Source organism: Streptomyces flavotricini (genome assembly GCF_020639365.1).
GTDB lineage: Bacteria > Actinomycetota > Actinomycetes > Streptomycetales > Streptomycetaceae > Streptomyces > Streptomyces flavotricini.
The window spans coordinates 1,154,471-1,176,499 of sequence record NZ_JAINUL010000001.1 but is presented as its reverse complement, the minus strand read 5'-3'; the positions used below and the strand labels follow the sequence as shown (position 1 = coordinate 1,176,499).

Genomic DNA, 22,029 nt, shown 5'->3' with positions numbered 1-22,029 from the left:
GCCCGTTGACCGGTATCCGGACATCGGCGGATAAGTTGCCCGTAGAACCAGTTGGTCGATCTTCCCGTCCGAACCGGCTCCGGCGGCTCGGACGGGAAGATCTTCGAAAATGAGTCTACTCGACGGTAATTTATCCGGTCGCACGCGACTCCTATGCGGGGCGTCACACCGCGGAGTCGGCCGGAAGCTCTCGGTTGCGCTGCCCGGCTAGCACTTTTTGTAACGAGACGTCACCTATAGTCCGAACATGGCTCTTCATGAGACGAAAGACGTACGCGACGCCGACGCCGACGCGGACGTGTTCACGTCGGCCCTGAGCGGCCAGATCCTCCCCAAGTACCGGATGCCCGAGGACCACTCGCCCACCGAGGTGGTCTACGAGCTGCTCAGCAACGAGCTCCTCCTCGACGGCAACGCGGCGCAGAACCTGGCCACCTTCTGCACCACCTGGTCCGACGACGGCGTGCACCGCCTGATGAACCAGTGCCTCGACAAGAACATGATCGACAAGGACGAGTACCCGCAGACGGCCGAGATCGAGGCCCGCTGCGTCAACATCCTGGCCGACCTGTGGAACGCGCCGGCCGGCGGCGCGGCCACCGGCTGCTCCACCACCGGATCCAGCGAGGCCGCCATGCTCGGCGGCCTCGCCCTCAAATTCCGCTGGCGCGCCCGCCGCCAGGCCCTGGGCCTCCCCGCCGACCGGCCCAACCTCGTGTGCGGGCCGGTGCAGATCTGCTGGGAGAAGTTCGCCCGCTACTTCGACGTCGAACTGCGCCAGATCCCGATCGAGGCCGACGCCACGGGCCTGCGGCCCCATCAGCTCGCCGAGTACGTCGACGAGAACACCATCGGGGTCGTCGCCATCCTCGGCGTCACCTACACCTGCGACTACGAGCCCGTCGCCGAGATCGCCGCCGAACTCGACCGGATCCAGGCCGAGCACGGCTGGGACATCCCGATCCACGTGGACGGGGCCAGCGGCGGCTTCGTCGCCCCCTTCCTCCACCCCGACGTGGTGTGGGACTTCCGGCTCCCGCGCGTCGCCTCCGTCAACACCTCCGGGCACAAGTACGGGCTCGCGCCCCTCGGCGTCGGCTGGATCGTGTGGCGCACCGCCGACCTCCTGCCCAAGGAGCTCGTCTTCGACGTGGACTACCTCGGCGGCGACATGCCGACCTTCGCCCTCAACTTCTCCCGCCCCGGCGGCGAGGTCATCGCCCAGTACTACCTGTTCCTCAGGCTCGGCCGCGCCGGCTACCGGCGCGTCCACGAGGCCTGCGTGGCCACCGCCCAGTACCTGGCCGGGGAGGTCGCCGCCATGGGTCCGTTCACCCTGCTCTACGACGGCCTCGGCGGCCTGCCCGCCGTCTCCTACCGGCTCACCGACCAGGCCGCGGCCGGGTTCAGCCTCTACGACCTCTCCGACCGCCTGCGGATGCGCGGCTGGCAGGTGCCGTCGTACCCGCTGCCGGCCGCCCGCGACGACACCGTCATCCAACGGGTGCTGATCCGGCACGGGGTGACCCGCGACCAGATCGCCCTGCTCGTCACGGACCTCCGCAACGCGGTCGACCACCTCACGGCGACGCCCCCGCCGACCCCGGCGACCGAACCCCGCTCGGGGTTCCACCACTAGGGGTGTCTTGGGCCTGGCCGCGCGCAGGCGTTCAGGCGGACGCCGACCAGCGCATGCCGAGGGCGTCGAGGGCGGCGATGCGCTGCGGGGCGAGGGCCGGGGCCCGGGAGCGCTGGTTGGCGATCCAGACCCCCAGGCGCACCTCCTGGCCCTCGACCCGCTCCACGTGGCCGCGCGGGACCCGCAGGTGCTGCTCGCGGGTGTGGAACTGGCGGGCCGCGGCCAGGTGCTGCGCCCACTTCTCGGCCTGGGTGCGCCGCGGCCGCGGGCGCTCGGCCGGGCTCGCCCCGGTCACCCCGAGCGCGTGCTCCAGCAGCCAGCGCTGGGCCCAGGCCAGCTGCTCCCAGGCCAGCCGCTGGCCGCGCACCCACCGGCCCAGGTCCTCGCCCTGGACGACCACCTCGCCGGGGGCGAGCGGCAGCCGGCCCCCCTCGTCGAGGTGGACGCGGGTCAGGTGGAAGGCGCGCTGCCAGGAGACCTCCCAGGCCGGACACCAGGACGCGTCGATGGCCTCCAGTGCCTCCCGGCGCTCCTCCGACAGGGCGCCGGGTCCCTCGCGGCGGGCGGCGGCCCGCTGGTTCTTGACCCACACCCCGACCGGCGCGCCGCGCCAGGTGGCTTCCGCGGGCGGCAGCAGGTGGCCGTGTTCCGCCGCCCAGCCGCGGGCCGCCGCCAGCCCCTCCTCGTACGCCACGTCGAAGTGGCTCCACACCATGCCGAGTTCGTCGAGCTGTGCGACCCGCTCCCGGCCGAGGGCGCCCCGCCGGTGGGTGCGCCGTGCGTCCGCGATCCACTGGCCGAGGGGGAACCGACCCAGCCCGGGCGGCCAGGCCCCGCCGGCGGGTTCCGTACCGGCCCGGGCCTGCGCCTGCGGCCCGGCCGGGACCCGGAACGCGAACGGCACCCGCAGGTCCCCGGCCCCGGCCGCGTAGATCCGGGCCGCCTCCACCCCGCGCCGCCAGTGCTCGCGCTCGGGGTGCAGCACCCGCAGCCGGATGAACGCCGCCAGCAGCGCCGGATCCCTCGGGGTGGAGAAGCTCAGCAGCGCCTGCGCCCCGGGCCGCATCCCGGCTCCGGCCACGGCCTCGCCGCCGGACTCCGCCCGCGGCCGGCTCGGGGCCTGCGGCTGGGCCAGCGATTCGACCAGCCGGGTGTCGTGCGCCCGCAGCGCCTCCAGCAGCCGCGCGAGGTCCCCGTACGCGCGGGAGGTCAGCATCGACTCGGCCGTCTCACCCGGCCCCAGCAGTACGGGCACCACCAGCGAGGCGACCTTGCCCTCGCCGGGGCGGATGCGCAGCGCCCGCCCGACGGCCTGGACCAGGTCCGGCATGGAGCCCCGGACGTCGGCCCAGAAGACGGAGTCGCACTCCTTGGTGTCCACGCCCTCGCCCAGTACCCGGACACTGCCGAGGAAGGCCTTGTCGGCGGCCCCGTCCGCCGCGAACTCCGCCAGCACCCGCCGCCGGTGCGCCGCCGTGTGCTGCCCGCACAGCCAGTCGGCCCAGACCGTACGGGGGTACTCTGGCTCGGACTCTCCCCTCGCGGCCCGCAGCCGCCGTGCCACCGCCGGCAGCCCGGCCGCGAAGGCCTCGGCCTCCCGGGTCAGGTGGTGGAAGACGAGGGTCCGCCGGAACCCCTGGTCGGCGGCCGCCTTCACCAGCGCCGCCTGCAGGGCCGCCAGCCGCGACCCGCGCACGGCGTCGGAGCGCGCGCCCGTGCCCAGCAGAACGGCCGCCTGGAAGCCGGGGTCGCTGACGTCCACGCACACCACCCGGTACGGGGCGCAGATGCCGCGGTCGACGGCCTCGGCCAGGGTCAGCGTGTGGCAGCGGGCGCCGAAGGGGCCGTCGGGATCGTCCTCCATGGACGCGACGAGTTCGCCCCGCCCGGGGCCGCCCTCCTCTTCCTCCTCCGCGCCGTCCTGCCAGACCCGGGGCGTGGCCGTCATGTACAGCCGCCGCAGGGAGGGGATCCGGGTGTTGTCGTGCACCACGGCCCACGGCTTGCCGATCCGCCCGGAGGTGCGGTGCGCCTCGTCGACCACGATCAGGTCCCAGCCCGGCAGCCCGGAGAGGTGGGCCCGCTCGATCGTGCCCAGCCCCAGGGAGGCGTACGTGGCGTACACCGTCACCCGGTCCGCCGGCGGGCCCGCCCGGCGGACCAGCTCGGCCGGATCGGTCGTGGCGGGCATGCCCGCGTCGGCGGGGCGCAGGGAGCACACCGCGAGGGAGCGGCCGGTCCGGCCGCCCTCGCGCCAGGCCGCCGCCGTCTGCACGAGCAGGTCCAGCGAGGGTACGAGGACCAGCACGCGCGCGGCCCGCAGCTCCTCGGCCGAGCGCACGGCGACCAGGGACTTGCCGGAGCCGGTGGCCATGATCACCTGGGTCCGCAGCCCGGCCCCGGGCACCCGGCCGTCGGCGGGCAGTCCGAGCGCCCGCAGCACGGCGTCGACGGCCTCGCGCTGGTGCGGACGGAGCTCTTTCCTCGCCATGTGCTCTGCTCCGTCCGTCCGCCGCTATCGGCCCTGATCAGCATTTTCGGCTCCAGACTCCATCCTGCCCGAGTTGTGAAGCACGAGGGGCCCACGGCGCGGGCGAGCCGTGCGGATCACATCTTGGCGCCGAAGTTCTGCGTCCACCACGGGCCGCCCGGGCCGGTGTGGATGCCGACGCCGATGTCCTTGAAGGAGCAGTTGAGGATGTTGGCGCGATGGCCCGGGCTCTTCATCCACGAGTCCATGACCGAAGCCGCGGTCTGCTGGCCCCGCGCGATGTTCTCCCCGTACGTCGACCAGCGGTACCCGGCGGCCGTCGTCCGCTTGCCCGGGTCGGCGCCGTCGGGATTGGTGTGATCGAAGAAGTCCCGGGCCGCCATGTCGTCGGAGTGCCCCTGGGCGGCGGACTGCAGCTTCGGGTCCTCCTTCAGCGGGCCGCAGCCGGCGGCCGCGCGCTCGGAGTTGACCAGCGCGATGACCTGTCCGGCCACGCCCGACGGGGCGGGTCCCGGAGCGGGCGCCGACGGGCGCGGAGCCGGCGCCTTGGACTTGGTCGGCGTGGGGCTGGGCGTCGGGCTTCCGGCGGACGGGCTCGGCGAGGCGGAGGCGGAGGGGGACGGGGAGGCCGAAGCGGAGGGCGAGGCCGAGTCCGAGGGGGAGGCGGAGGCGTCGGGGGCGGACAGCGCGGACAGCGGGGCGGCGGGTGCGGCGCCGTTGTCCTTGTCGTCGGAGCCGGGGAACCCGCCGAGGTAGGCGAGCCCGCCGCCCGCGACGCAGGCGGCGAGCACCGCGCCGCCGATCGCGCGGCGGCGGCTCTGCCGGCGCTTGCGCAGGACGCTGCGGCCGCCGGGGGTGGTGTCCGGTGTGCCGCCCTGGCCGGAGACGGTGGGGGTGAGCTGCGTGGCGGCGTCGGAGACGTCCGTGGCGTCGAAGCCCGTGCCGCCGAAGCCCGTGCTGCCGAAGCCCGTGCCGCCGTCGTACGCGTACGCCGCGTCGCCCGGGGCGAAGTCCGCGCCCGCCGGGACGTGGCCGGCGGCCGCGGCCGCGCGTATGCCCGCCACCAGGGCCATCGAGACCGGGACCAGGGCCAGACCCGCCAGCAGCCCTTCGGCCGGGAGCAGTCCGCTCCACAGCCCCGCGCACCGTACGCACTCACGCGCGTGCCGGGCTATTCGCTTGCGCCACAGCGTCGACGGCACCCCGTCCCAGGTGCCGGTCATCCCGCGCAGACCCTCGCACGGCGGCTGCGCGCCCAGCGCCCGCTCGACCACCCGGGCCGACTCCAGCTGCGCCTTCATCCGCTGCACCCGTACCGCCGTGTGCTGCGGGGACAGTTCGAGGGCGGCGGCCACCTCGGCGCGGGTCAGCTCGCCGGCGCACTCCAGCCACCACAGCGACAGCAGCGCCCGGTCCTCGGTCTCCAGCCAGCGGGTGGCGCGGGCGGTCTCCCGCTGCTGGCCCTCGAGCTGGAGCCGCAGGACGGTCAGGTCCACGAAGTCGGCGCCCGGATCGGCCAGTTCCCAGGCGGCTTCGAGTCCGCTCTCGCCGGGAGCGCTGTGCCGCGCCTGCCAGTGCGCCCGCACCCGGTTCATGGCGATCGCGACCAGCCAGGACCGGAAGTTCTCGTCCGACCGCAGGGTGCCCAGCCCGTCCAGTGCCCGCAGCATGGTGTCCTGCACCACGTCGTCCACGTCGACGGAGCCGTTCAGCGCGCGCCCGACGATGTTGTAGACGAGCGGCAGGTAGGTGCCGACCAGCTCGTCCTGCGCGCGGAGATCGCCCGCGCGGGCGGCTGCCACCAGCGCTGCCGTGTGCTGTGTAGTCATGTGAGGTTCCCTGTCCGTACCGGCGGTCGATGATGCCCGATACATGGGAGACCGTCGAGCGCGGCCCCGATAACGGTTATCCGGAAGAAGAACCCGAAGAAATTTTTCCGGAGGCTTCCGAGGGCGGGCCGCGCCACTGTTTCACAGCAGCGGAGCGAGCGCCTCCGTTGCCTTGAGCAGGGCCGGCGCGTAGGCCTCGATCTCCTCGCGGGTGACGAGGAAGGTCACCGTGGTGACGCTGACCCCGCCGATCGGGCGGCCCTGCGGGCCCAGGACCGCGGCGCCGATGCACCGGATCGTCGGCTCGTTCTCCTCGTCGTCCACGGCGAAGCCCCGGGACCGGACCGCCTCGAGCTCCGCCAGCAGGGCCTCCGTACCGGTCAGCGTCCTCGGTGTGCGGCGCGGCAGTCCGGCGCTCGCGATCAGCGCCCGCACCTCCGCCTCGGGCAGGTGCGCCAGGATGCTCTTGCCGATCGCGGTGCTGTGGAGCGGCATCCGCATCCCGACGCGGGAGGCCGTCCGGAACGGCTGGTCGCTCTCCAGCTTCCGGATGTAGGTGAGGGTCTCCCCGCTGTGCAGGGCCAGGTGGACCGTCTGGCCGACGGTCGCGCGGAGCTCGCCGAGGATCCGTCCGATGCTGTGCGGTTCGCCGCTGCCGACCAGGGCGGACAGCTCGCGCAGCCGGGGCCCGACCCCGTAGCGCGATCCGCTTTCCGGGCGTACGAATCCCTGCTCGGTCAGCGAGGCGAGGATCCGGAACGCGCTCGATTTCGGCACGGCCGCGGCCGCCGCCACATCGGTGAGCCGGTGCGGTCCGCCGGGCGCGGCCACCGCCTCCAGGATCCGCATCGACTTCTCCAGCGCCGTGCCGGCGGCAGAGGTGCGGCCGCCGCGCGCGGGGGTGTCGGCCGAGTCCTTCGTGGGCCCGTCGTCGGGCATGCGCTCTCCCAGGGCTGGGCGGGTGGGGGTAAGGTCTGCGACAGTAGTTCCGCTAAACGGTACTGCGTTCCACTACGTGGAACAAGTGAGGTGCGGTGCAGCGGAACAGATGGAGAGGGAGGGGTCCTTTGTCCTGCCACCCGTACGACGCGATGTCGGCCCAACGGCTGCTGCCGGTCCTGCGCGACGCCGGGGCCGACGAAGCGGTCCGCCGGACCACCGGTCTGCTGGCCGCCGGCTGCCGCGTGGTCGAGCTGACCACCTCCACCCCCCGCTGGGCCGAGGCCGTCGCCCGGACCGCCCCGCTCACCGACGCGCACGGCCGGGCCGCCCTGATCGGCGTCGGCACCGTCACCACCGCCGCCCAGGCCGGGGCCGCCCTCGACGCGGGGGCGGCCTTCCTGATCTCCCCGTACCCGGCCCGCGAGGTCCGCGCGGTCGCCGACCGGCGCGGGGCCGTCTTCGTGGAGGGCGGGTTCACCCCGGGCGAGATAGCCTCCGCCGTCCGGTCCGCGGGCGCCGCGAAGGTGTTCCCGGCGCACGTCGGCGGTCCGCAGTTCATCCGCTCCCTCAAAGCGGTCCTGCCCGAGGGGCTGTTCATACCGACCGGCGGCATCCGGCCCGCCGAGATCCGGGAATGGCTCGACGCGGGGGCGGCCGCCGTCGGCATCGGCAGCGGCCTGCCCGACGATCCGGCTGAACTGGCCGCCGTGTTCGCCGCGCTGGCCCGGCCCTGCTGCACCGGCTGCGCCGCGGTGGGGCGCCGAGGATGACGGCCCGCGCGCTCCGTACCGGCCACGAGACCCGCCGCGACGGCCACAACCCCGGCCACAACCCCGGCCACGGCCCCGGCCACGGCCCCGGCTACGACGTCCTCGTCCTCGGAGAGGTCCTCGTCGAGATCCACGCCGACACCGCCCTCGGGGAAGCCGCCGACGGCACCCCGGCCCGCATCTCCTACTCCGGTGACGCCCTCAACGCAGCCGCCGCGGCGGCCGCCGCAGGGGCCCGGACCGCCCTGCTCACCGTGGTCGGCGACGACGAGCTCAGCATCCCGCTGCTGCACCGCGCGGCCGCGCTCGGCGTGGACGTCACCCACGTGCGCCGTGCTCCGCGCCCCAACGGCGCCTATCTGCTCGCCGCCGACACCGGGGGCGACCGGGCCTTCGTCTACTGGCGCACCCACAGCGCCGGTTCCACCCTCTCCGCCCGGCACGTCGAGTCCTGGCGGGACCTGCTGACCGGCACGAAGGCCCTCATCACCAGCGGGATCACCGGCGCGCTGTCCCGAAGCAGCCGAGAGGCGGTGGTGGCCGCCGCCGAAACCGTGCGCGGGGCCGGCGGGCTCGTCTCGTACGATCCCAACTTCCGGCCCCGCCTGACCGGTCGGGCCGAGGCCCGCGAGCTGCTGGCCCGGATCGCCCCGCTGGCCGGGTTGCTCAAGACCTCCTGCCCCGCCGACTCCGAGGCCCTGGTCGGCACGGCCGATCCGCGCGCCGCCGCCGCACGCTACCGGGCCCTGGGCGCCCGTACGGTCGTCGTCACCGCGGGCGCCGACCGGCTCCTGCTCGACGACGGGGTGCGGGCGGAATACCACCGCGTACCGGTCAACCCCCGTCCCGTGGACGCGACCGGCGCCGGGGACTGCTTCACCGGCACCACCACCGCCCGGCTCGCCCTCGGCGACGGTCTGGCCGACGCCGTCGCGTACGGCATGGCGGCGGCCTCCCTCTCGGTCTCCGGCCGCGGCGGCACGGGCCGTGTCCCCGCGTTCCCCGAAACGGCGGCCCTGGCCACCGCCCACCGCGGAGACGGCAGCGGACAGGGGCCCTGATCCACAAGTCCTCACCGGAGGGCTGAGAGCAGCGCGACCTCCTCCGGGGTCAGCCGCAGTGCCCCGGCGGCGATGTTCTCGACGAGGTGGTCCGGGTTCCCGGTACCCGGGATGGCGAGCACGTGCGGGCCGCGGTTCAGGGTCCAGGCGAGCCGCACCTGCGCCGCCGACACCCCGTGGGCCTCGCCGACGGCCCGCACCTGCCCGGCCTCCTCCGCGACCACCCCGGCCTCCTTGCCCGCGCCGGCGATCGCGAAGAACGGCACGAAGGCGATGCCCTGCCGCCCGCACGCGTCGAGGAAGGCGTGGTCATCGGCGGGAGAGCCGATCCCGTACGGGTTCTGCACACAGACGACGGGTGCGATGGCCAGGGCCTCCGCCAGATGGTCGGGCCGCACGTTGGACAGGCCGAGGTGGCGGATGAGTCCGGCCTTACGTGGTGGGACGCCGCCGGGCCGGGTCGATTCCCGCGGCCCGGCGGCGCCGGTCTGGTGGGCCCTGTGGCCGGTGTCGCGGCCGGTCAGCGGCCGCGCAGCCCCCGGTCGACGGCCGTCATCAGCTCGCCGTCGGAGGTGTCCGCGTCCAGGGACCAGAACATCGCGCCGCCCAGGCCGTTCTCACGGATGTACTCCGTCTTCGTCCGCAGCACCTGCGGGTCGTCGTACGTCCACAGCGTGCTGCCGTCGAACAGCCAGGCGTGGCCGCCCCGGCGGTCGCGGTAGACCTTGTACGCGCCCGAATCGGCGAGCGTCTTCAACGCCTTGTAGTCCTCGTACCCGGCCGCCCAGGTCGCGGGGGCCGGGCCGGTCGCCGGCCGGCCCATGCCGTCCCCGCCGCCGCTGACCCCGGTCCAGCCCTGCCCGTAGAACGGCATGCCCATCACCAGCTTGTTCGCCGGCGCCCCGCGGTGGCGCCAGGCCTCCACCGTGCCGGCCACGCTGAAGTCGCCGCGGGCGCGGAGCGCGGACTGCTGGGCGGTGACCGGCTCGCCGGAGACGTGGAAGTCGTACCCCTGGAGGTTCACGAAGTCCAGGTCGCGCATGATGCGGCGGACGTCGAAGCCGGCGTCGATCTTGGCGGGGGCGGTCGGGACGAACGCCGTCAGCTCGTACTTCTCCCTCCGCTTCTGGCCGCGTGCGTACGCGTCGAGCTGCGTGCGGAACTCCTTCACCAGCGCCGCGAAGTTCTGCTTGTCCTCGGGGCGGTACGTGGTGTCCGTGTCACCGGCCGAGCCCGGCCACTCCCAGTCGAGGTCGATCCCGTCGAAGAGACCGCCCGCCGCGCCCGGGCCGCCGCGGGCGCCGTCCTGCGGCAGGTTGCCCTTGATGTAGAGGTCGATGCAGGACTGCACGAGGGCCTTGCGGGAGGCGGGGGTGAGGGCGGCGTCCGAGAAGTGCGTGGACCAGCTCCAACCACCCAGCGAGAGGAGGACCTTGAGGCCGGGGTGCTTGGCCTTGAGCTCGCGCAGCTGGTTGAAGTTCCCGGCGAGTGGCTGCTCCGCGGTGTCGGCCACCCCGTCGACGGAGTTCGCGGCGTCGAGCGGGCGTGCGTAGTCGGCCCAGGCGTCGGCCTCGCCGGGCACGTTGCCGGTGAAGCACTTGCCCTCCGCGCTGATGTTGCCGAAGGCGTAGTTGATGTGGGTGAGCTTGCCGGCGGTGCCGCTCGTCTCGAGGTCCCGGACCTGGAAATCCCGCCCGTAGACGCCCCATTGGGTGAAGTACCCGACCCGCTTGTACGAGCGGTCGTGCCCGCCGTCGGCCTGTGCGGCTGCGGCGGGTGCGAGGGCGGTGAGCAGGGCGAGGGAACAGGCGGCGACGGCCAGCCTGCCGGGCATGCTGCGGCGCATGGGCTTCCTTTGCGGAGGCGGGAGCGGTGCGGGACGCGTGCGCGGTGCATGCCGGAAACTATTGGTCTGGACCAGGCGGGTCAAGGGGGTGTTCGAAAACAGAGTGACGTCAAGGCGCCGGCCGGGTGCGTCACCGGAGGGCGGGACCGCGGCCCGTCGCGGAGGTCAACTGTCCACCGTCCGCCACCTCCTGTCCGATCGGGTGGACCTCGACCGGATCCGGCTGCGGGGACACCGCTGCGCTGGATACCTCTCTGACCAGGGGAAACGTCTTCTGATCGGCCGACTCCGACCGTCGGCGCCCGCGCGCGGGCCGCACTTCCACCCGCTTGACCCGACAATCCATTTGGATCTGCTGGGCGCTCCGTGTCAGAGTTTCCCCACCGAAGGGGCGTAGCTCAGCTGGTCAGAGCGCTGGTCTCCAAAACCAGATGCCGCAGGTTCGAATCCTGCCGCCCCTGCAAGCAGTACGCGGCGTCGGGCCCGTCCCCTCCACGGGGGCGGGCCCGTCGGCGTTTCGAGGCCGTCTGGCAGACTGGGGCGAACCACCCCCGGGCGGTGCAGGACAGGAAACCGGTGCGAATCCGGTGCGGTCCCGCCACTGTGACCGGTCCCCGCGCGGGGACCGGGAGTCAGACACTGACGCACCGCCTCTTCACGTCGACCAGGGGACGAGGATCCCCCGGAGAGGCTTCGCCATGCCGCGTTCCCGCGCCGTTTCGCGCGCACTCGTCCCGATCGTGCTCCTGATACCCCTGGCCGCCTGCGGCGGTTCGCCCGCGGCGGGTGAGGGGCCCCAGGCCGCGGCCGCCGCGCCGGGGTTCCCGTACACCGTCACCAACTGCGGTGTCAGCAGCACCTACCAGTCCCCGCCACGGCGGGCCGTCACGATGAACCAGCACGCCACCGAGATCCTGCTCGCCCTCGGCCTCCAGGACCGGATGGCCGCGACGGCCTACCTCGACGACGCGGTGCTGCCCGCCTACCGGCCCGCCTACGACAAGATCAAGGTGCTGGCCGAGGAGTACCCCTCGAAGGAGGTCCTCCTCGGAGCCGACCCGGACTTCGTCTACGGCGGATACGCGAGTGCCTTCGACAAGGCGCAGGGGCGCGACCGCGAGGGACTCGCCAAAGCCGGCATCAACTCCCGGCTCAGCGTGGAGTACTGCAGCACCGGCCCGGTCGGCCTCGAACAGCTGAAGACCGAGATCACCGAGGTCGCGCGCACCTTCGGCGTGCCGGAGCGCGGCGCGCGCCTCATCGAGGACGAGCAGCGCCGCATCGACGCCGTCACCGCACGGGTCAAGGACAAGCCCAAGCCGGCCGTCTTCGTCTACGACTCGGGCGAGGGCACCGCCTTCACCTCCGGAGGAGGCGGCATCGGCAACGAGATCGTCTCGCTGGCGGGCGGGACGAACACCTTCGCCGACCTCAAGGACACCTTCGGTGACGTGTCGTGGGAGAAGGTCATCGAGCGGCGGCCCGAGACCGTCCTCATCTACGACTACGGCGGCACCACCGTCGAAGCCAAGAAGCAGCGCCTGTCGAACGACCCGGCGCTGGCGGAGGTACCCGCGATCAAGAACAAGCGGTTCGTGGTGCTTCCCCTGTCCTCGGCCGTCCTCGGCGTGCGCGTCGCCGACGCCGTGGAGTCCCTGGGCCGCCAGCTCCACCCCGACGCCGCGTGAGCCGCCCCCGTACGCCGCTCGTCCTCGTGCTCCTCGCCGCCGCGCTCCTCACGTCCGCCGTCGCCGGTCTGGCCCTGGGGCCCGTACGGATCGCCCCCGGCCGCGTCCTCGACATCGTGCTCGGCGGACCCGGACAGCACACCGGGGCCTTCGCCTCCATCGTGTGGGACGTGCGCATGCCGCGGGTGCTGCTCGGGGCGGTCGTCGGAGCCGGGCTGGCCGTGGCGGGCACCGTCCTGCAGGCCCTCGTACGCAATCAGCTCGCCGACCCGTTCCTGCTGGGAGCCTCGTCCGGGGCTTCGCTGGGCGCCGTCCTCGTCATCGTCTTCGGTACCGCGGCCGCGGGCACCGCGGGCGCCCTCGGCGGGACCGGGGCCCCGGGCGTGCCGGCCGCCGCGTTCGCCGGGTCGATGGGCGCCCTCGTCGCCGTCTACGCCATGGCCCGGCGCGGCGCCGCGCTGACCACCGGGCGGCTGATCCTCGCCGGGGTCGCCGTCCAGTACATCCTGTCCGCGCTCACCAGCCTGGTGCTGGTCCTCGCCGCGCACCCCGACCAGATCCGGTCCGTCCTGTTCTGGACCCTGGGCGGCCTCGGCGGCGCGCGCTGGGACGAACTCGCCCTGCCCGCCGCCGCGCTGCTCCTCGGCACCGCCCTGCTGATCGCGCTCGCCCGGCCGCTCGACCTGCTCCTCGCGGGGGAGGAGGGCGCGCGGACCCTGGGCCTGGACACCGGGCGCTTCCGCGCGGCCGTCTTCGTCCTCACCTCCCTCGTCATCGGCGTGCTCGTCGCGTACAGCGGCGCCATCGGGTTCGTCGGGCTCATGGTCCCGCACGCCGCCCGGATGGCGGTCGGTGCCGGACACCGGGCGCTGCTGCCCGTGGCCGCGCTGGGCGGGGCCGTGTTCCTGACCCTCGCCGACCTGGTCGCCCGTACGGCCGCGGCGCCCGAGGAGATACCGGTCGGCGTGGTCACCGCGCTCGTCGGCGGGCCGTTCTTCCTGTGGATGCTGCGCCGCTCGACGCGGGTCGAGGGGGTGGCGGGATGAGCGGGCGGCAGCCGGTGCGACTCGCCGTCGAGGCCGTGCGTTACGAGACCGACGGGCACACGCTGCTGCACGGAGTCGACCTCACCGCGCGGCCCGGCGAGACGGTCGGGGTGGTCGGCCCCAACGGCAGCGGCAAGACCACCCTGCTGCGCTGCGTCTACGGGACCCTGCGGCCCACCGCCGGCCGGGTGCTGCTGGACGTCGAGGACGCGGCGCGGCTGGGCGCCAAGGGCCGGGCCCGGCGGGTGGCCGTCGTCCCGCAGGACGCGGCGGGGACCTTCGGACTGACCGTCCGCGAGGTCGTGGCGATGGGGCGCAGCCCGCACAAGCGCTTCTGGGAGCAGGACGGCCCGGACGACGACCGGCGCGTCGCCGAGGCCCTGGAGACCGTCGGTGCGAGCGGCTTCGCGGGCCGGCGGTACGACGGGCTCTCCGGCGGCGAGCGGCAACGGGCCCTGGTGGCCCGCGCCCTCGTCCAGGAGCCGGGCCTGCTCGCGCTCGACGAGCCGACGAACCACCTGGACATCCGCTACCAGCTGGAGATCCTCGCCCTGGTCCGCGCACTGCCCGCCACCGCGCTGCTCGTGCTGCACGACCTCAACCTGGCGGCCTCGTACTGCGACCGCCTCTACGTCCTGGCGGGCGGCCGGGTGGCGGCCTCGGGGACGCCGGCGCAGGTGCTGACCGAGGACCTGCTGGCCGAGGTGTACGGGGTCCGCACCCGCGTCACCACCCGGCCGGCCGGTGCCGCACCCAACATCGTCTACCTCCCGCTCGACGGGAAGCGAGCGGGAGGTGGACGCATCGGTCCGGCCGGTCAGCCGGCCGTGGGCTCCTGGTAGCCGTACGGACGGGTGATGATCTCCATCCCGTGGCCCGACGGGTCCAGGAAGTAGACGCCGCGGCCGCCGTCGTTGTGGTTGATCTCGCCGGGCTTCTTCATGTGGGGATCGGCGAAGTACGGGATCCCGCCGGCCCGGATCTTTCCGAACGCCGCGTCGAATTCCTCTTCGGACACGAGGAAGGCGTAGTGCTGGGTGGTGACGGATTCCGCCGGGACGGTCGCGAAGTCGAGGGTGACGCCGTTGGCGGTGCTCACGGGGACGAACGGGCCCCATTCGGTCCCGACTTCAAGACCGAGGACGTCCGCCAGGAATTGCGCGGACTCCCGGTTGTTCCGGGCGTGGACGATCGTGTGGTTCAGCTGTACTGACATGAGTGAATGCCTCCGCAAGGCACATCACGGGCACCTCCATGCCTCACCCGGTCGGTGACCGACACGCGATGCCGTGAGCGAGATCCTAACCCCCGTACACCGCCTTGACGTTGTCCTGCGCGGGGTGTGCGCGTCCCGCCGGGCCCGCGGCGAACGCCCGCAGCAGGTTCTCCGTCACCCGGGTGGTCAGCGCGCCGGCCTTCGCGTCGAGGCCGTGGTTGGCGCCGCCGCGGCCGTCGCCCGTCGCGTCCAGGGCCTCCACCCACCGCATGGTCCCGGTCGCGAACACGCCCGCACCGCTCGCAACCGTGTAGTACGCCGTGTCCTGGTGGCTGGGCCGGCCCTCGCACACCACGGGGGAGTGGGCCAGGATCTCGATCGGCCGGGGCGTCGGGAAACCGGTGTTGACCTTGTCGTACTCCACGCCCACCAGGTGGGGGAACCGGTCGCCGGCCCGTACGCCGGTTCCCTCGAACAGCCAGTGGTCGGGGTGGGTCACCACGTACGGGGCGTCCACCGGGTAGCCGTCATAGATCACGCCGAGCAGTGAGCTCTCCGGATCGGCGCCGGGCGCCGAGCGGAAGTCCACGGTGGCCGGCTGGCCGCGCTTGAAGCCGGGGTCCTGGTCGTAGGCCGACTTGTAGCAGACCACCGTACGGTCGGGCCCGAGATCGGAGGGCTCCAGCCGGATCCGGCGGAAGCAGCAGTTCGCGCCGAGGATCGCGAGGTTGGTCCCGGCGTCCCGGGCGGCGGTGAAGTGGGCCCGCTGCTCGGGTGACCAGTACTCGTCGTGGCCGAGGGAGAGGACCGCCGAAGCCCCTTCCAGCAGCCGCTTCTCCCGCGCGACGTCGGTCGTCGTCGCGTAGGCCAGGGGTATGCCGAGCCGCTCGGCGAGGGCGAGCAGCGGGGCCTCGTACACGAGGAACAGGCCCGCGCCGTCGTCGTACTCGTACGGCCGGTCGAAGGTGACGGCGAGGGAGCGCGAGGCGTAGCCGCCGCTGGGGCCGTCGTAGCTGCCGTAGCCGCCCCACCGGTTGTACGCCTGCCACGTCGCCACCGCGTTCACCACGACCGTACGGCCGGCGCTCGCCGCCGAGCGGACGGTGATCGGGACGAAGCGCTGGCCCTCGCCGCCCTGTGCGTCGAGCCGCAGCAGGTAGCAGCCCTCGGGCCAGTCCTTGGTCTCGACGGTGGTGGTGCGGGGCCACCGGGTGCGGACCGTCCGGGTCGCGGAATCCACCGTGTGCTCGGGCTGTCGCACGCCGGGCAGCGCCTCGGACCGCCACACCAGCCGGGCCCGGGCGCCGCCGTACCAGCCCATCCGGTAGGCGGAGACGGTGAACCGGGGCGCAGTGGTGGACACGTGCAGGCCGAAGGACTCGCCGGGCAGGACGCTGACCTTGTCGGCGAAGCCCTCGACGGCCCGGGCCGGCCCGGCCTTCGTCACACGCCAATCGGCATGCCCCGGCTTGGCGTTCTCGGCCTTGACGTCGAAACCGGCCGGCCCGCCCTTCCCCGCCGCCCCGCCGGGCCTCGCCCCCTGGCCCTCATTCTTTCCCGCCGCCCCGTCTGCCGCCCCGTTCCCGCAGCCGGCCACGGCCCCGAGCCCGGCGGCGGTGGCCGCTCCCGTCGCGATCGCGAGGAACCGCCGCCTGTCCGCGCCTTCGCCGTCCCCGGCCCCGGGTATGTGCTCCTGATCCATGAAGGGCACGCTATGTCACGCTTGACGCCTCACCCCAGCCGGACCACCACCTGCTGGCCGGCGCCCGCCGCCGCGGTCAGGTTCCCGAAACCGAGCCGCAGCTGTCCGCCCGTGGCCTCCGAGACCAGGCTCGGCGGGCGGGACAGCACCGCGGCGACGGGGCGGTTCCACACCAGCGTCAGCGAGGTCAGGGCCCGGGCCGGGTCCGCGACGCAGACCGCGGCCGTGCCGTCCGCTCTCTCCCGGACCGTCACCGAACAGGGTGCTCCCGCCTCCAGCGGGCCCGCCGATCCCGCCTGCCAGAAGTTGACCCCGGTGAAGCCGAGCGAGGGCACCGAGACCCCTTGGGCCGTCTCCGAGTTGGCGAGCACCACGAGCCACCCGGCGGTGGCGGCTCTGGCGGCGGTCCGGGCCGCCGTCGCACCCGGCAGCACCTGGTGGACGTAGCCCGCTCCGGCCGGGTCCTTGCCGTGGTCGTACCAGAGGGTGAGGTAGCGCCGGGTCAGGGCCGTGGTGGAGCCGCCCCGGTTGATCTCGCTCCACCGGCCGGCGCGCGCCTCCCGCAGGGCCTTGAACGAGCCCGTGCCCGACATCACGTACCCGCCGAAGCCCGCCAGATGGGCCCAGCCGGGGGAGGGGAAGGCCGCCGACCAGCCGAGCGTGCCCGGCTGGACCGCACCGCCCACCGTGAGGGCATGGGTCCCGGCGGCGCCCAGATTGCGGTTGTCGACCACCGTCTCGACCGGGGCCCCGTCCGAGCAGCGGATCCCGGCCCCCAGGCAGACGATCGTGTCGGCGAGGAAGAACCAGGACGTGCGGGCCGTGAGCGTGCTGCCCGGGCCCCGCAACTGCTGGCCCAGCGAGGCGAACTCCCCGTCGGTCGTCCCGCCCACCCAGGCAGCGTCCGGCCGGGACGCCCCCCAGTCGCCGCCCGCCCCGTCGGCGAGCACCTTCCGCGACACCGTGGTCCCCGGCAGCCGGTACGGGTCCACCGTGGGCCAGAAGGCGTCCGAGTACTGGCCGTTGCCGTACGAGGCGCCCCACCAGGAGAGCATCCCGCTCCCGGTGTGCCAGCCGCGCAGGTTCTCCCCGTTGCCCGTCTCGTAGTGGGCGATCCGCTTCGAGGCCATCGACAGCGAGGCCGCCCAGCCGGGCCGCCGGTGCGTGGCCCGGTCCATGGACGCGAACAGCCGGTGCCCGACGGGCTCGGGCAGTGCCGTGACCGACGCGTCGGCTTCGACCTCCGCCAGGCGGGCCAGCGAGGACAGGCCCAGGGCCGTGTCCGCGAGGGGACGGCTGTAGTGGTCCCGGGCCATCCACCCCTTCACGAGCCCCCGCCAGCGTGCCCGCTCGGCCGCGCTCGCGCCCTCCGCGAGGAGCAGGATCGCGGCCAGCACCGCGTGCCCCCGGGTATGGTCGTCCTGCTGGACCTGGCGAGGATCGGCGACCAACAGGCCCCGGCTCACCGCCCGCCCCGACACGCAGTCCATGATCAGCCCGTTGAAGAGGAACGGCGCCCAGGCCCGTTCCACCGCGTCGAAGGCGATCTGCGCCCCGGGGTCCGTGACTTCCCACGCGGTGCCCTTCAACAGGGCGAACAGCATCCCCAGCCCGCCGAGCAGCACCGCCCCGTACGTCCCCGTGTACGGCACCCAGGTGTGCTGCACGAACGACCCGTCCCGGTAGAGCCCGTCGCCCGAAGTGACGTACGGGAACACCGGCGCGAGCGCGTCCCGGGCCAGGGCGATCTTCGCCGAGTCCCTGCCGACCACCCCGCGCAGCGCCAGCACCCGGCACAGGTCCACCCGGTTCGCGCCCGTACTGGTCCCGGTGTACGAGCCGACGACCGAGTCCGGCACGAAATGGTCGACGGCCGCGCAGAACTGGGCCGTCCGGGCGGCCGGCAGCTCCGCGTACAGCAGCACGCACAGGTCCAGCAGGGCCTGCGGGGCGCCGATCTGCCAGCAGTACCAGTTCCCGTACCGCACCTGGCCGGCGTGGTAGACGTCCGCGTGCAGATGGTCCAGCCCGGTCAGCAGGGCCGTACCCAGCCCGGCGTCCCCGGTGACCCCGGTCCCGGGCCGGACGTACGCCTCGGCCATCGTCCGCAGCCGGTAGTAGCTCTGCATCATCATCTCGGGATCGCTGCCGTACCCCAGGTCGGGCCAGAGCGAGCCGGCCGCCGGAGCCATGGTGGAACGCCATCCGCCGGCCAGGGCGCCGAGATCGGCGAGTCGTGAACGGAACGGCTCGGCCGCGGCGGGGAGGTCGCCACCCAGCAGGAGCCCGCGCCACACCGCCCGCATGGCGTCGTGCCCCCCGTCCGTCGGCGCGGCCCCCGCCCGAACGGCGGGCGCCCCCAGCAGGAGCGCACCGCCGCCCGCGGCGGAGAGGAAGGCGCGCCGACTCCACACGTCTGTCATCGCATGCTCCTTTTCCGATCCCGTACCGGCCCCCGCCGGCCCGTCACTCGCCCCACTCGGAATGGCCCGGGCCACGTGCTGCAGGTCGCACGTGCCTCGGACCGCGCGCCTCACGCCACGTGCGTGCGGTAGCGGTCGATCACCTCCCGCAGCACCTCGGCACCGTCTCGCGCCCAGAGCCCCGGATGGAAGATCTCCACCTCCACCGGCCCGCGGTAGCCGGCCGCGTCGGCCAGCTCCCGGAACGCCCGCAGATCGATACAGCCGTCGCCCAACTGCCCCCGCCCCAACAGCACCCCGGCCGGCAGCGGGGTCACCCAGTCGGCCACCTGGACCGACACGATCCGCCCGCCCGCACCCGCCCGGCGCAGATCGGCGGGCAGCCGCTCGTCCCACCACAGGTGATAGGAGTCGGCGACCACTCCCACCTGCTGCACCGGGAACTGCTCGGCGATGTCCAGGGCCTGGCCGAGCGTGGAGACCACACAGCGGTCCGAGGCGAACATCGGATGCAGCGGCTCGATCCCCAGCCGTATCCCGTGCGTGGCGGCCCACGGGGCGAGCTCACCCAGGACGTCGACGATCCGCCGCCGCGCCCCCACCAGATCCCGGTCGCCCTCGGGCAGGCCCCCCGAGACCAGGACCAGTACGTCGGCGCCCAGCTCGGCGGCCTCCTCCACGGCCCGGCGGTTGTCCGCGAGGGCCGCCGTCCGCCCCGCCGGATCGGCGGCGGTGAAGAACCCGCCGCGACACAGCGAGCTGACCCGCAGCCCGGCCCCGGCGACCAGCTTCGCCGTCTCGCGCAGCCCGAACTCCCGCACGGGATCCCGCCACAGCCCGACCGCGCCCACCCCGGCCGCGACGCACCCGTCGACCAGCTCGGGCATCGACCACTGCCGGACGGTCTCCTGGTTGAGGCTGAACCGGGCCGGGGCCGCTCCCCGGCTCACGAGGCCACCCCGTACACCGCGAGGAGCTGCCGCATCCGCGCCTCGGCGCGCTCCGGCTCGGGGAACAGACCCAGCAGATCGGCCTGTTCGTAAGCGGTGGCCAGATGGGGGAGCGGCCGGGCCGACTGGAGCCCGCTCAGCATCGTGAAGTGCTCCTGGTACCCCGCCAGCCAGGCCAGCAGCACCACCCCGGTCTTGTAGTGGCGGGTCGGCGGGGCGAACAGGTGCCGGGACAGGGCCACCGTCGGATCCAGCAACGCGCGGAAACCGGCGGGGTCGTCCCGGTCCAGGGCGAGCCCGGCGCGGGCGGCCAGCGGGGCGATCGGGTCGAAGACGCCCAGCAGGGCATCGCTGCCGGGCTCCCCGCCCCGCTCCCCGGCGATCAGTTCGGGATAGTGGTAGTCATCGCCCGTGTAGCAGCGCACACCCGGCGGAAGTCTGCGTCTGATGTCCCTCTCACGCTCCGCTTCCAGCAGCGAGACCTTGATCCCGTCCACCTTCTCCGGGCAGTCGGCGATCACCTTCAGGAACACCTCGGTGGCCGCGTCGAGATCGGCGTGCCCCCAATAGCCGGCCAGCTCCGGATCGAACATCGGGCCCAGCCAGTGCAGGACGACCGGACGCGCACTCTGCCGCAGCAGCCTCCCGTAGACCTGCGCATAGTCCTCCGGACCCCGCGCCGCGGCCGCCAGAGCACGAGAGGCCATCAACACGGCTCCCGCCCCGCAGGACTCGACATGCGCGAGCTGTTCCTCGTACGCGGCGGTGATCGCGGTCAGCGTGTGCCCGCCGCCCGGGGCGAGCTGATCGGTTCCCGCGCCGCAGACGATCCGGCCACCCACCGCCCGGGCCTCGGCGGCCGACCGGCGGATCAGCTCGGCCGCGGCCGGCCAGCCCAGGCCCATCCCGCGCTGCGCCGTGTCCATGGCCTCCGCGACCCCGAGGCCCTGTGCCCACAGCCGGTGCCGGAAGGCCAGCGTCGCTTCCCAGTCCACCGGCGGGCCGGCCTGGGAGTCCGGGCCGCCGGCGCAGGCGGCGAGCGGATCCGCCACCACGTGCGCCGCCGCATAGAAGCTGCGGCTGCGCGCCGGACCGCAGACCAGTGGCGCGAGCGGATCGGTACGGGGCCGGTACAGGCGGTATCCGCCGTCCGCCGCCGGGAGCCGGATGCTCACAGGACCACCTCCGGCACCGGAAGTCGCATGCCCTCCGCGGAGGACCGCAGCCCCAGCTCGGCGAGCTGCACCCCACGCGCGCCGGCGAGCAGGTCCCACTGCCACGGCTCGTCGAGGACGACGTGGCGCAGGAACAGCTCCCACTGGGCCTTGAAGCCGTTGTCGAACGGGCCGTTGTCCGGGACCTCCTGCCACTGGGCGCGGAAGGGCTCCGTCTGCGGCAGATCGGGATTCCACACCGGTTTGGGCGTCGTGCCCCGGTGCTGGATGCGGCAGCCGCGCAGCCCGGCGACCGCCGACCCCTGCGTCCCGTCCACCTGGAACTCCACCAGCTCGTCGCGGTGGACGCGCACCGCCCAGGAGGAGTTGATCTGGGCGACGGCGCCGCCCTCCAGTTCGAAGACCCCGTACGCGGCGTCGTCCGCGGTCGCCTCGTACGGTTTGCCCTCCTCGTCCCAGCGGCGGCCGATGTGCGTACGGGCCAGGGCCTGCACCGTGCGGACCCGGCCGAACAGCTCGTGCAGCAGGTACTCCCAGTGCGGGAACATGTCGGCGACGATGCCCCCGCCGTCCTGCGCCCGGTAGTTCCAGGACGGCCGCTGGGCGGGCTGCCAGTCACCTTCGAACACCCAGTAGCCGAACTCCCCGCGCACCGACAGGATCTCACCGAAGAAGCCGCCTTCGATCAGCCGCTTCAGCTTCAGCAGCCCCGGCAGGAACAGCTTGTCCTGGACGACCCCGTGCTTGACCCCGGCCCGCGCGGCCAGTCGGGCCAGCTCCAGTGAGGAGGCGAAGCTCAGAGCGGTCGGTTTCTCGCAATAGACGTGCTTGCCCGCCGCCACGGCCTGTCGGACCGCGGCCTCGCGGGCGCCGGTGACCTGCGCGTCGAAGTAGATCTCGACCTCGGGGTCGGCCAGCACGGAAGCCAGGTCCGTGCTCACGTGCTCCAGCCCGTGCTCCTCGGCGATGGCCCGCAGCGCCGGCTCGCGGCGCCCGACCAGCACCGGCTCGGGCCACAGCGACCGGCCGTCGCCGAGGTCCAGCCCGCCCTGCTCGCGCAGGGCGAGCAGCGAGCGGACCAGGTGCTGGCGGTACCCCATCCGCCCGGTCACGCCGTTCATGGCGATCTTGATCGTCCTGCGCTCCACGGTGTCCCCTCCTTCATGCCCGTCGTCCGATAGAAAGCGCTTTCACCTTCATCAGGCTAGGGCCGTGACTGAGAGCAGCGCAACACTCGTTCGAGTGATGGAA

The 22,029-nt window shown here is 73.7% G+C and carries 16 protein-coding genes, 1 tRNA gene, 1 pseudogene and 1 riboswitch; of the genes and pseudogenes, 7 read left to right on the top strand and 11 right to left on the bottom strand.

The window, feature by feature from the left end; all coding sequences use genetic code 11:
* Window positions 1-247: 247 nt before the first annotated feature.
* On the top strand, window positions 248-1,639 hold the full coding sequence (gad, locus tag K7B10_RS05610) for a glutamate decarboxylase (protein ID WP_229334827.1): 1,392 nt from the start codon (window positions 248-250) through the stop codon (window positions 1,637-1,639).
* A 31-nt stretch (window positions 1,640-1,670) separates the two neighbouring features.
* Here gad and K7B10_RS05605 read toward each other — a convergent pair whose 3' ends face one another.
* From K7B10_RS05605 to K7B10_RS05595, 3 genes are all read right to left on the bottom strand, one after another.
* Window positions 1,671-4,130 carry a DEAD/DEAH box helicase gene (locus K7B10_RS05605; protein ID WP_229334826.1) on the bottom strand — a complete coding sequence of 820 codons (2,460 nt, stop codon included), beginning with the start codon at window positions 4,128-4,130 and terminating at the stop codon, window positions 1,671-1,673.
* A gap of 116 nt (window positions 4,131-4,246) precedes the next feature.
* The gene (locus tag K7B10_RS05600; protein ID WP_229334825.1) at window positions 4,247-5,959 is read right to left on the bottom strand and encodes a sigma-70 family RNA polymerase sigma factor; all 1,713 of its coding nucleotides are present in this window, start codon (window positions 5,957-5,959) and stop codon (window positions 4,247-4,249) included.
* Window positions 5,960-6,100: 141 nt separating this feature from the next.
* A complete protein-coding gene (locus K7B10_RS05595; RefSeq protein WP_229334824.1) occupies window positions 6,101-6,898 on the bottom strand; it encodes an IclR family transcriptional regulator in 798 nt (265 codons plus the stop codon).
* A 128-nt stretch (window positions 6,899-7,026) separates the two neighbouring features.
* On the opposite strand from K7B10_RS05595, the gene K7B10_RS05590 reads away from it, so the two are divergent.
* Both K7B10_RS05590 and K7B10_RS05585 read left to right on the top strand, forming a co-directional pair.
* Entirely contained in the window at window positions 7,027-7,671 is a 645-nt protein-coding gene (locus K7B10_RS05590; protein WP_229334823.1) for a bifunctional 4-hydroxy-2-oxoglutarate aldolase/2-dehydro-3-deoxy-phosphogluconate aldolase, read from the top strand.
* Window positions 7,668-8,732, top strand: coding sequence for a PfkB family carbohydrate kinase (locus K7B10_RS05585; RefSeq protein WP_229334822.1), 1,065 nt, complete (start codon window positions 7,668-7,670; stop codon window positions 8,730-8,732). Before K7B10_RS05590 ends, K7B10_RS05585 begins: the two co-directional genes overlap by 4 nt.
* A gap of 11 nt (window positions 8,733-8,743) precedes the next feature.
* Here the strand turns inward: K7B10_RS05585 and K7B10_RS05580 are convergent.
* Together K7B10_RS05580 and K7B10_RS05575 are read right to left on the bottom strand one after the other, a co-directional pair.
* Window positions 8,744-9,169: pseudogene (locus K7B10_RS05580) on the bottom strand (aldo/keto reductase); the annotation flags it as partial.
* An 83-nt stretch (window positions 9,170-9,252) separates the two neighbouring features.
* The gene (locus tag K7B10_RS05575; RefSeq protein ID WP_229334821.1) at window positions 9,253-10,578 is read right to left on the bottom strand and encodes a glycoside hydrolase family 18 protein; all 1,326 of its coding nucleotides are present in this window, start codon (window positions 10,576-10,578) and stop codon (window positions 9,253-9,255) included.
* Window positions 10,579-10,965: 387 nt separating this feature from the next.
* Here K7B10_RS05575 and K7B10_RS05570 point away from each other — a divergent pair.
* From K7B10_RS05570 to K7B10_RS05555, 4 genes are all read left to right on the top strand, one after another.
* Window positions 10,966-11,039: transfer RNA gene (locus K7B10_RS05570), tRNA-Trp, on the top strand.
* Window positions 11,040-11,144: 105 nt separating this feature from the next.
* A riboswitch (cobalamin riboswitch) is annotated at window positions 11,145-11,220 on the top strand.
* Between the two features lie 56 nt (window positions 11,221-11,276).
* Window positions 11,277-12,266, top strand: coding sequence for an ABC transporter substrate-binding protein (locus K7B10_RS05565; protein ID WP_229334820.1), 990 nt, complete (start codon window positions 11,277-11,279; stop codon window positions 12,264-12,266).
* On the top strand, window positions 12,263-13,312 hold the full coding sequence (locus K7B10_RS05560) for a FecCD family ABC transporter permease (RefSeq protein ID WP_229334819.1): 1,050 nt from the start codon (window positions 12,263-12,265) through the stop codon (window positions 13,310-13,312). Before K7B10_RS05565 ends, K7B10_RS05560 begins: the two co-directional genes overlap by 4 nt.
* The gene (locus K7B10_RS05555) at window positions 13,309-14,154 is read left to right on the top strand and encodes an ABC transporter ATP-binding protein (protein WP_229334818.1); all 846 of its coding nucleotides are present in this window, start codon (window positions 13,309-13,311) and stop codon (window positions 14,152-14,154) included. Before K7B10_RS05560 ends, K7B10_RS05555 begins: the two co-directional genes overlap by 4 nt.
* On the opposite strand, the gene K7B10_RS05550 is transcribed toward K7B10_RS05555, so the two are convergent.
* The 6 genes from K7B10_RS05550 to K7B10_RS05525 form a co-directional block, all read right to left on the bottom strand.
* Window positions 14,130-14,528, bottom strand: coding sequence for a VOC family protein (locus tag K7B10_RS05550; RefSeq protein WP_229334817.1), 399 nt, complete (start codon window positions 14,526-14,528; stop codon window positions 14,130-14,132). The two genes, K7B10_RS05555 and K7B10_RS05550, sit on opposite strands and share 25 nt — an antisense overlap.
* Before the next feature lie 85 nt (window positions 14,529-14,613).
* Window positions 14,614-16,230, bottom strand: coding sequence for a N,N-dimethylformamidase beta subunit family domain-containing protein (locus K7B10_RS05545; protein ID WP_229334816.1), 1,617 nt, complete (start codon window positions 16,228-16,230; stop codon window positions 14,614-14,616).
* 29 nt (window positions 16,231-16,259) lie between these two features.
* On the bottom strand, window positions 16,260-18,653 hold the full coding sequence (locus K7B10_RS05540) for a polysaccharide lyase 8 family protein (RefSeq protein ID WP_229334815.1): 2,394 nt from the start codon (window positions 18,651-18,653) through the stop codon (window positions 16,260-16,262).
* Between the two features lie 110 nt (window positions 18,654-18,763).
* Window positions 18,764-19,540: a sugar phosphate isomerase/epimerase family protein gene (locus K7B10_RS05535; RefSeq protein ID WP_229344789.1), complete on the bottom strand. Its 777-nt coding sequence runs from the start codon at window positions 19,538-19,540 to the stop codon at window positions 18,764-18,766.
* Window positions 19,541-19,599: 59 nt separating this feature from the next.
* The gene (locus tag K7B10_RS05530) at window positions 19,600-20,778 is read right to left on the bottom strand and encodes a dihydrodipicolinate synthase family protein (protein ID WP_229334814.1); all 1,179 of its coding nucleotides are present in this window, start codon (window positions 20,776-20,778) and stop codon (window positions 19,600-19,602) included.
* On the bottom strand, window positions 20,775-21,899 hold the full coding sequence (locus tag K7B10_RS05525; RefSeq protein ID WP_267501700.1) for a Gfo/Idh/MocA family protein: 1,125 nt from the start codon (window positions 21,897-21,899) through the stop codon (window positions 20,775-20,777). Before K7B10_RS05525 ends, K7B10_RS05530 begins: the two co-directional genes overlap by 4 nt.
* Window positions 21,900-22,029: the final 130 nt, after the last annotated feature.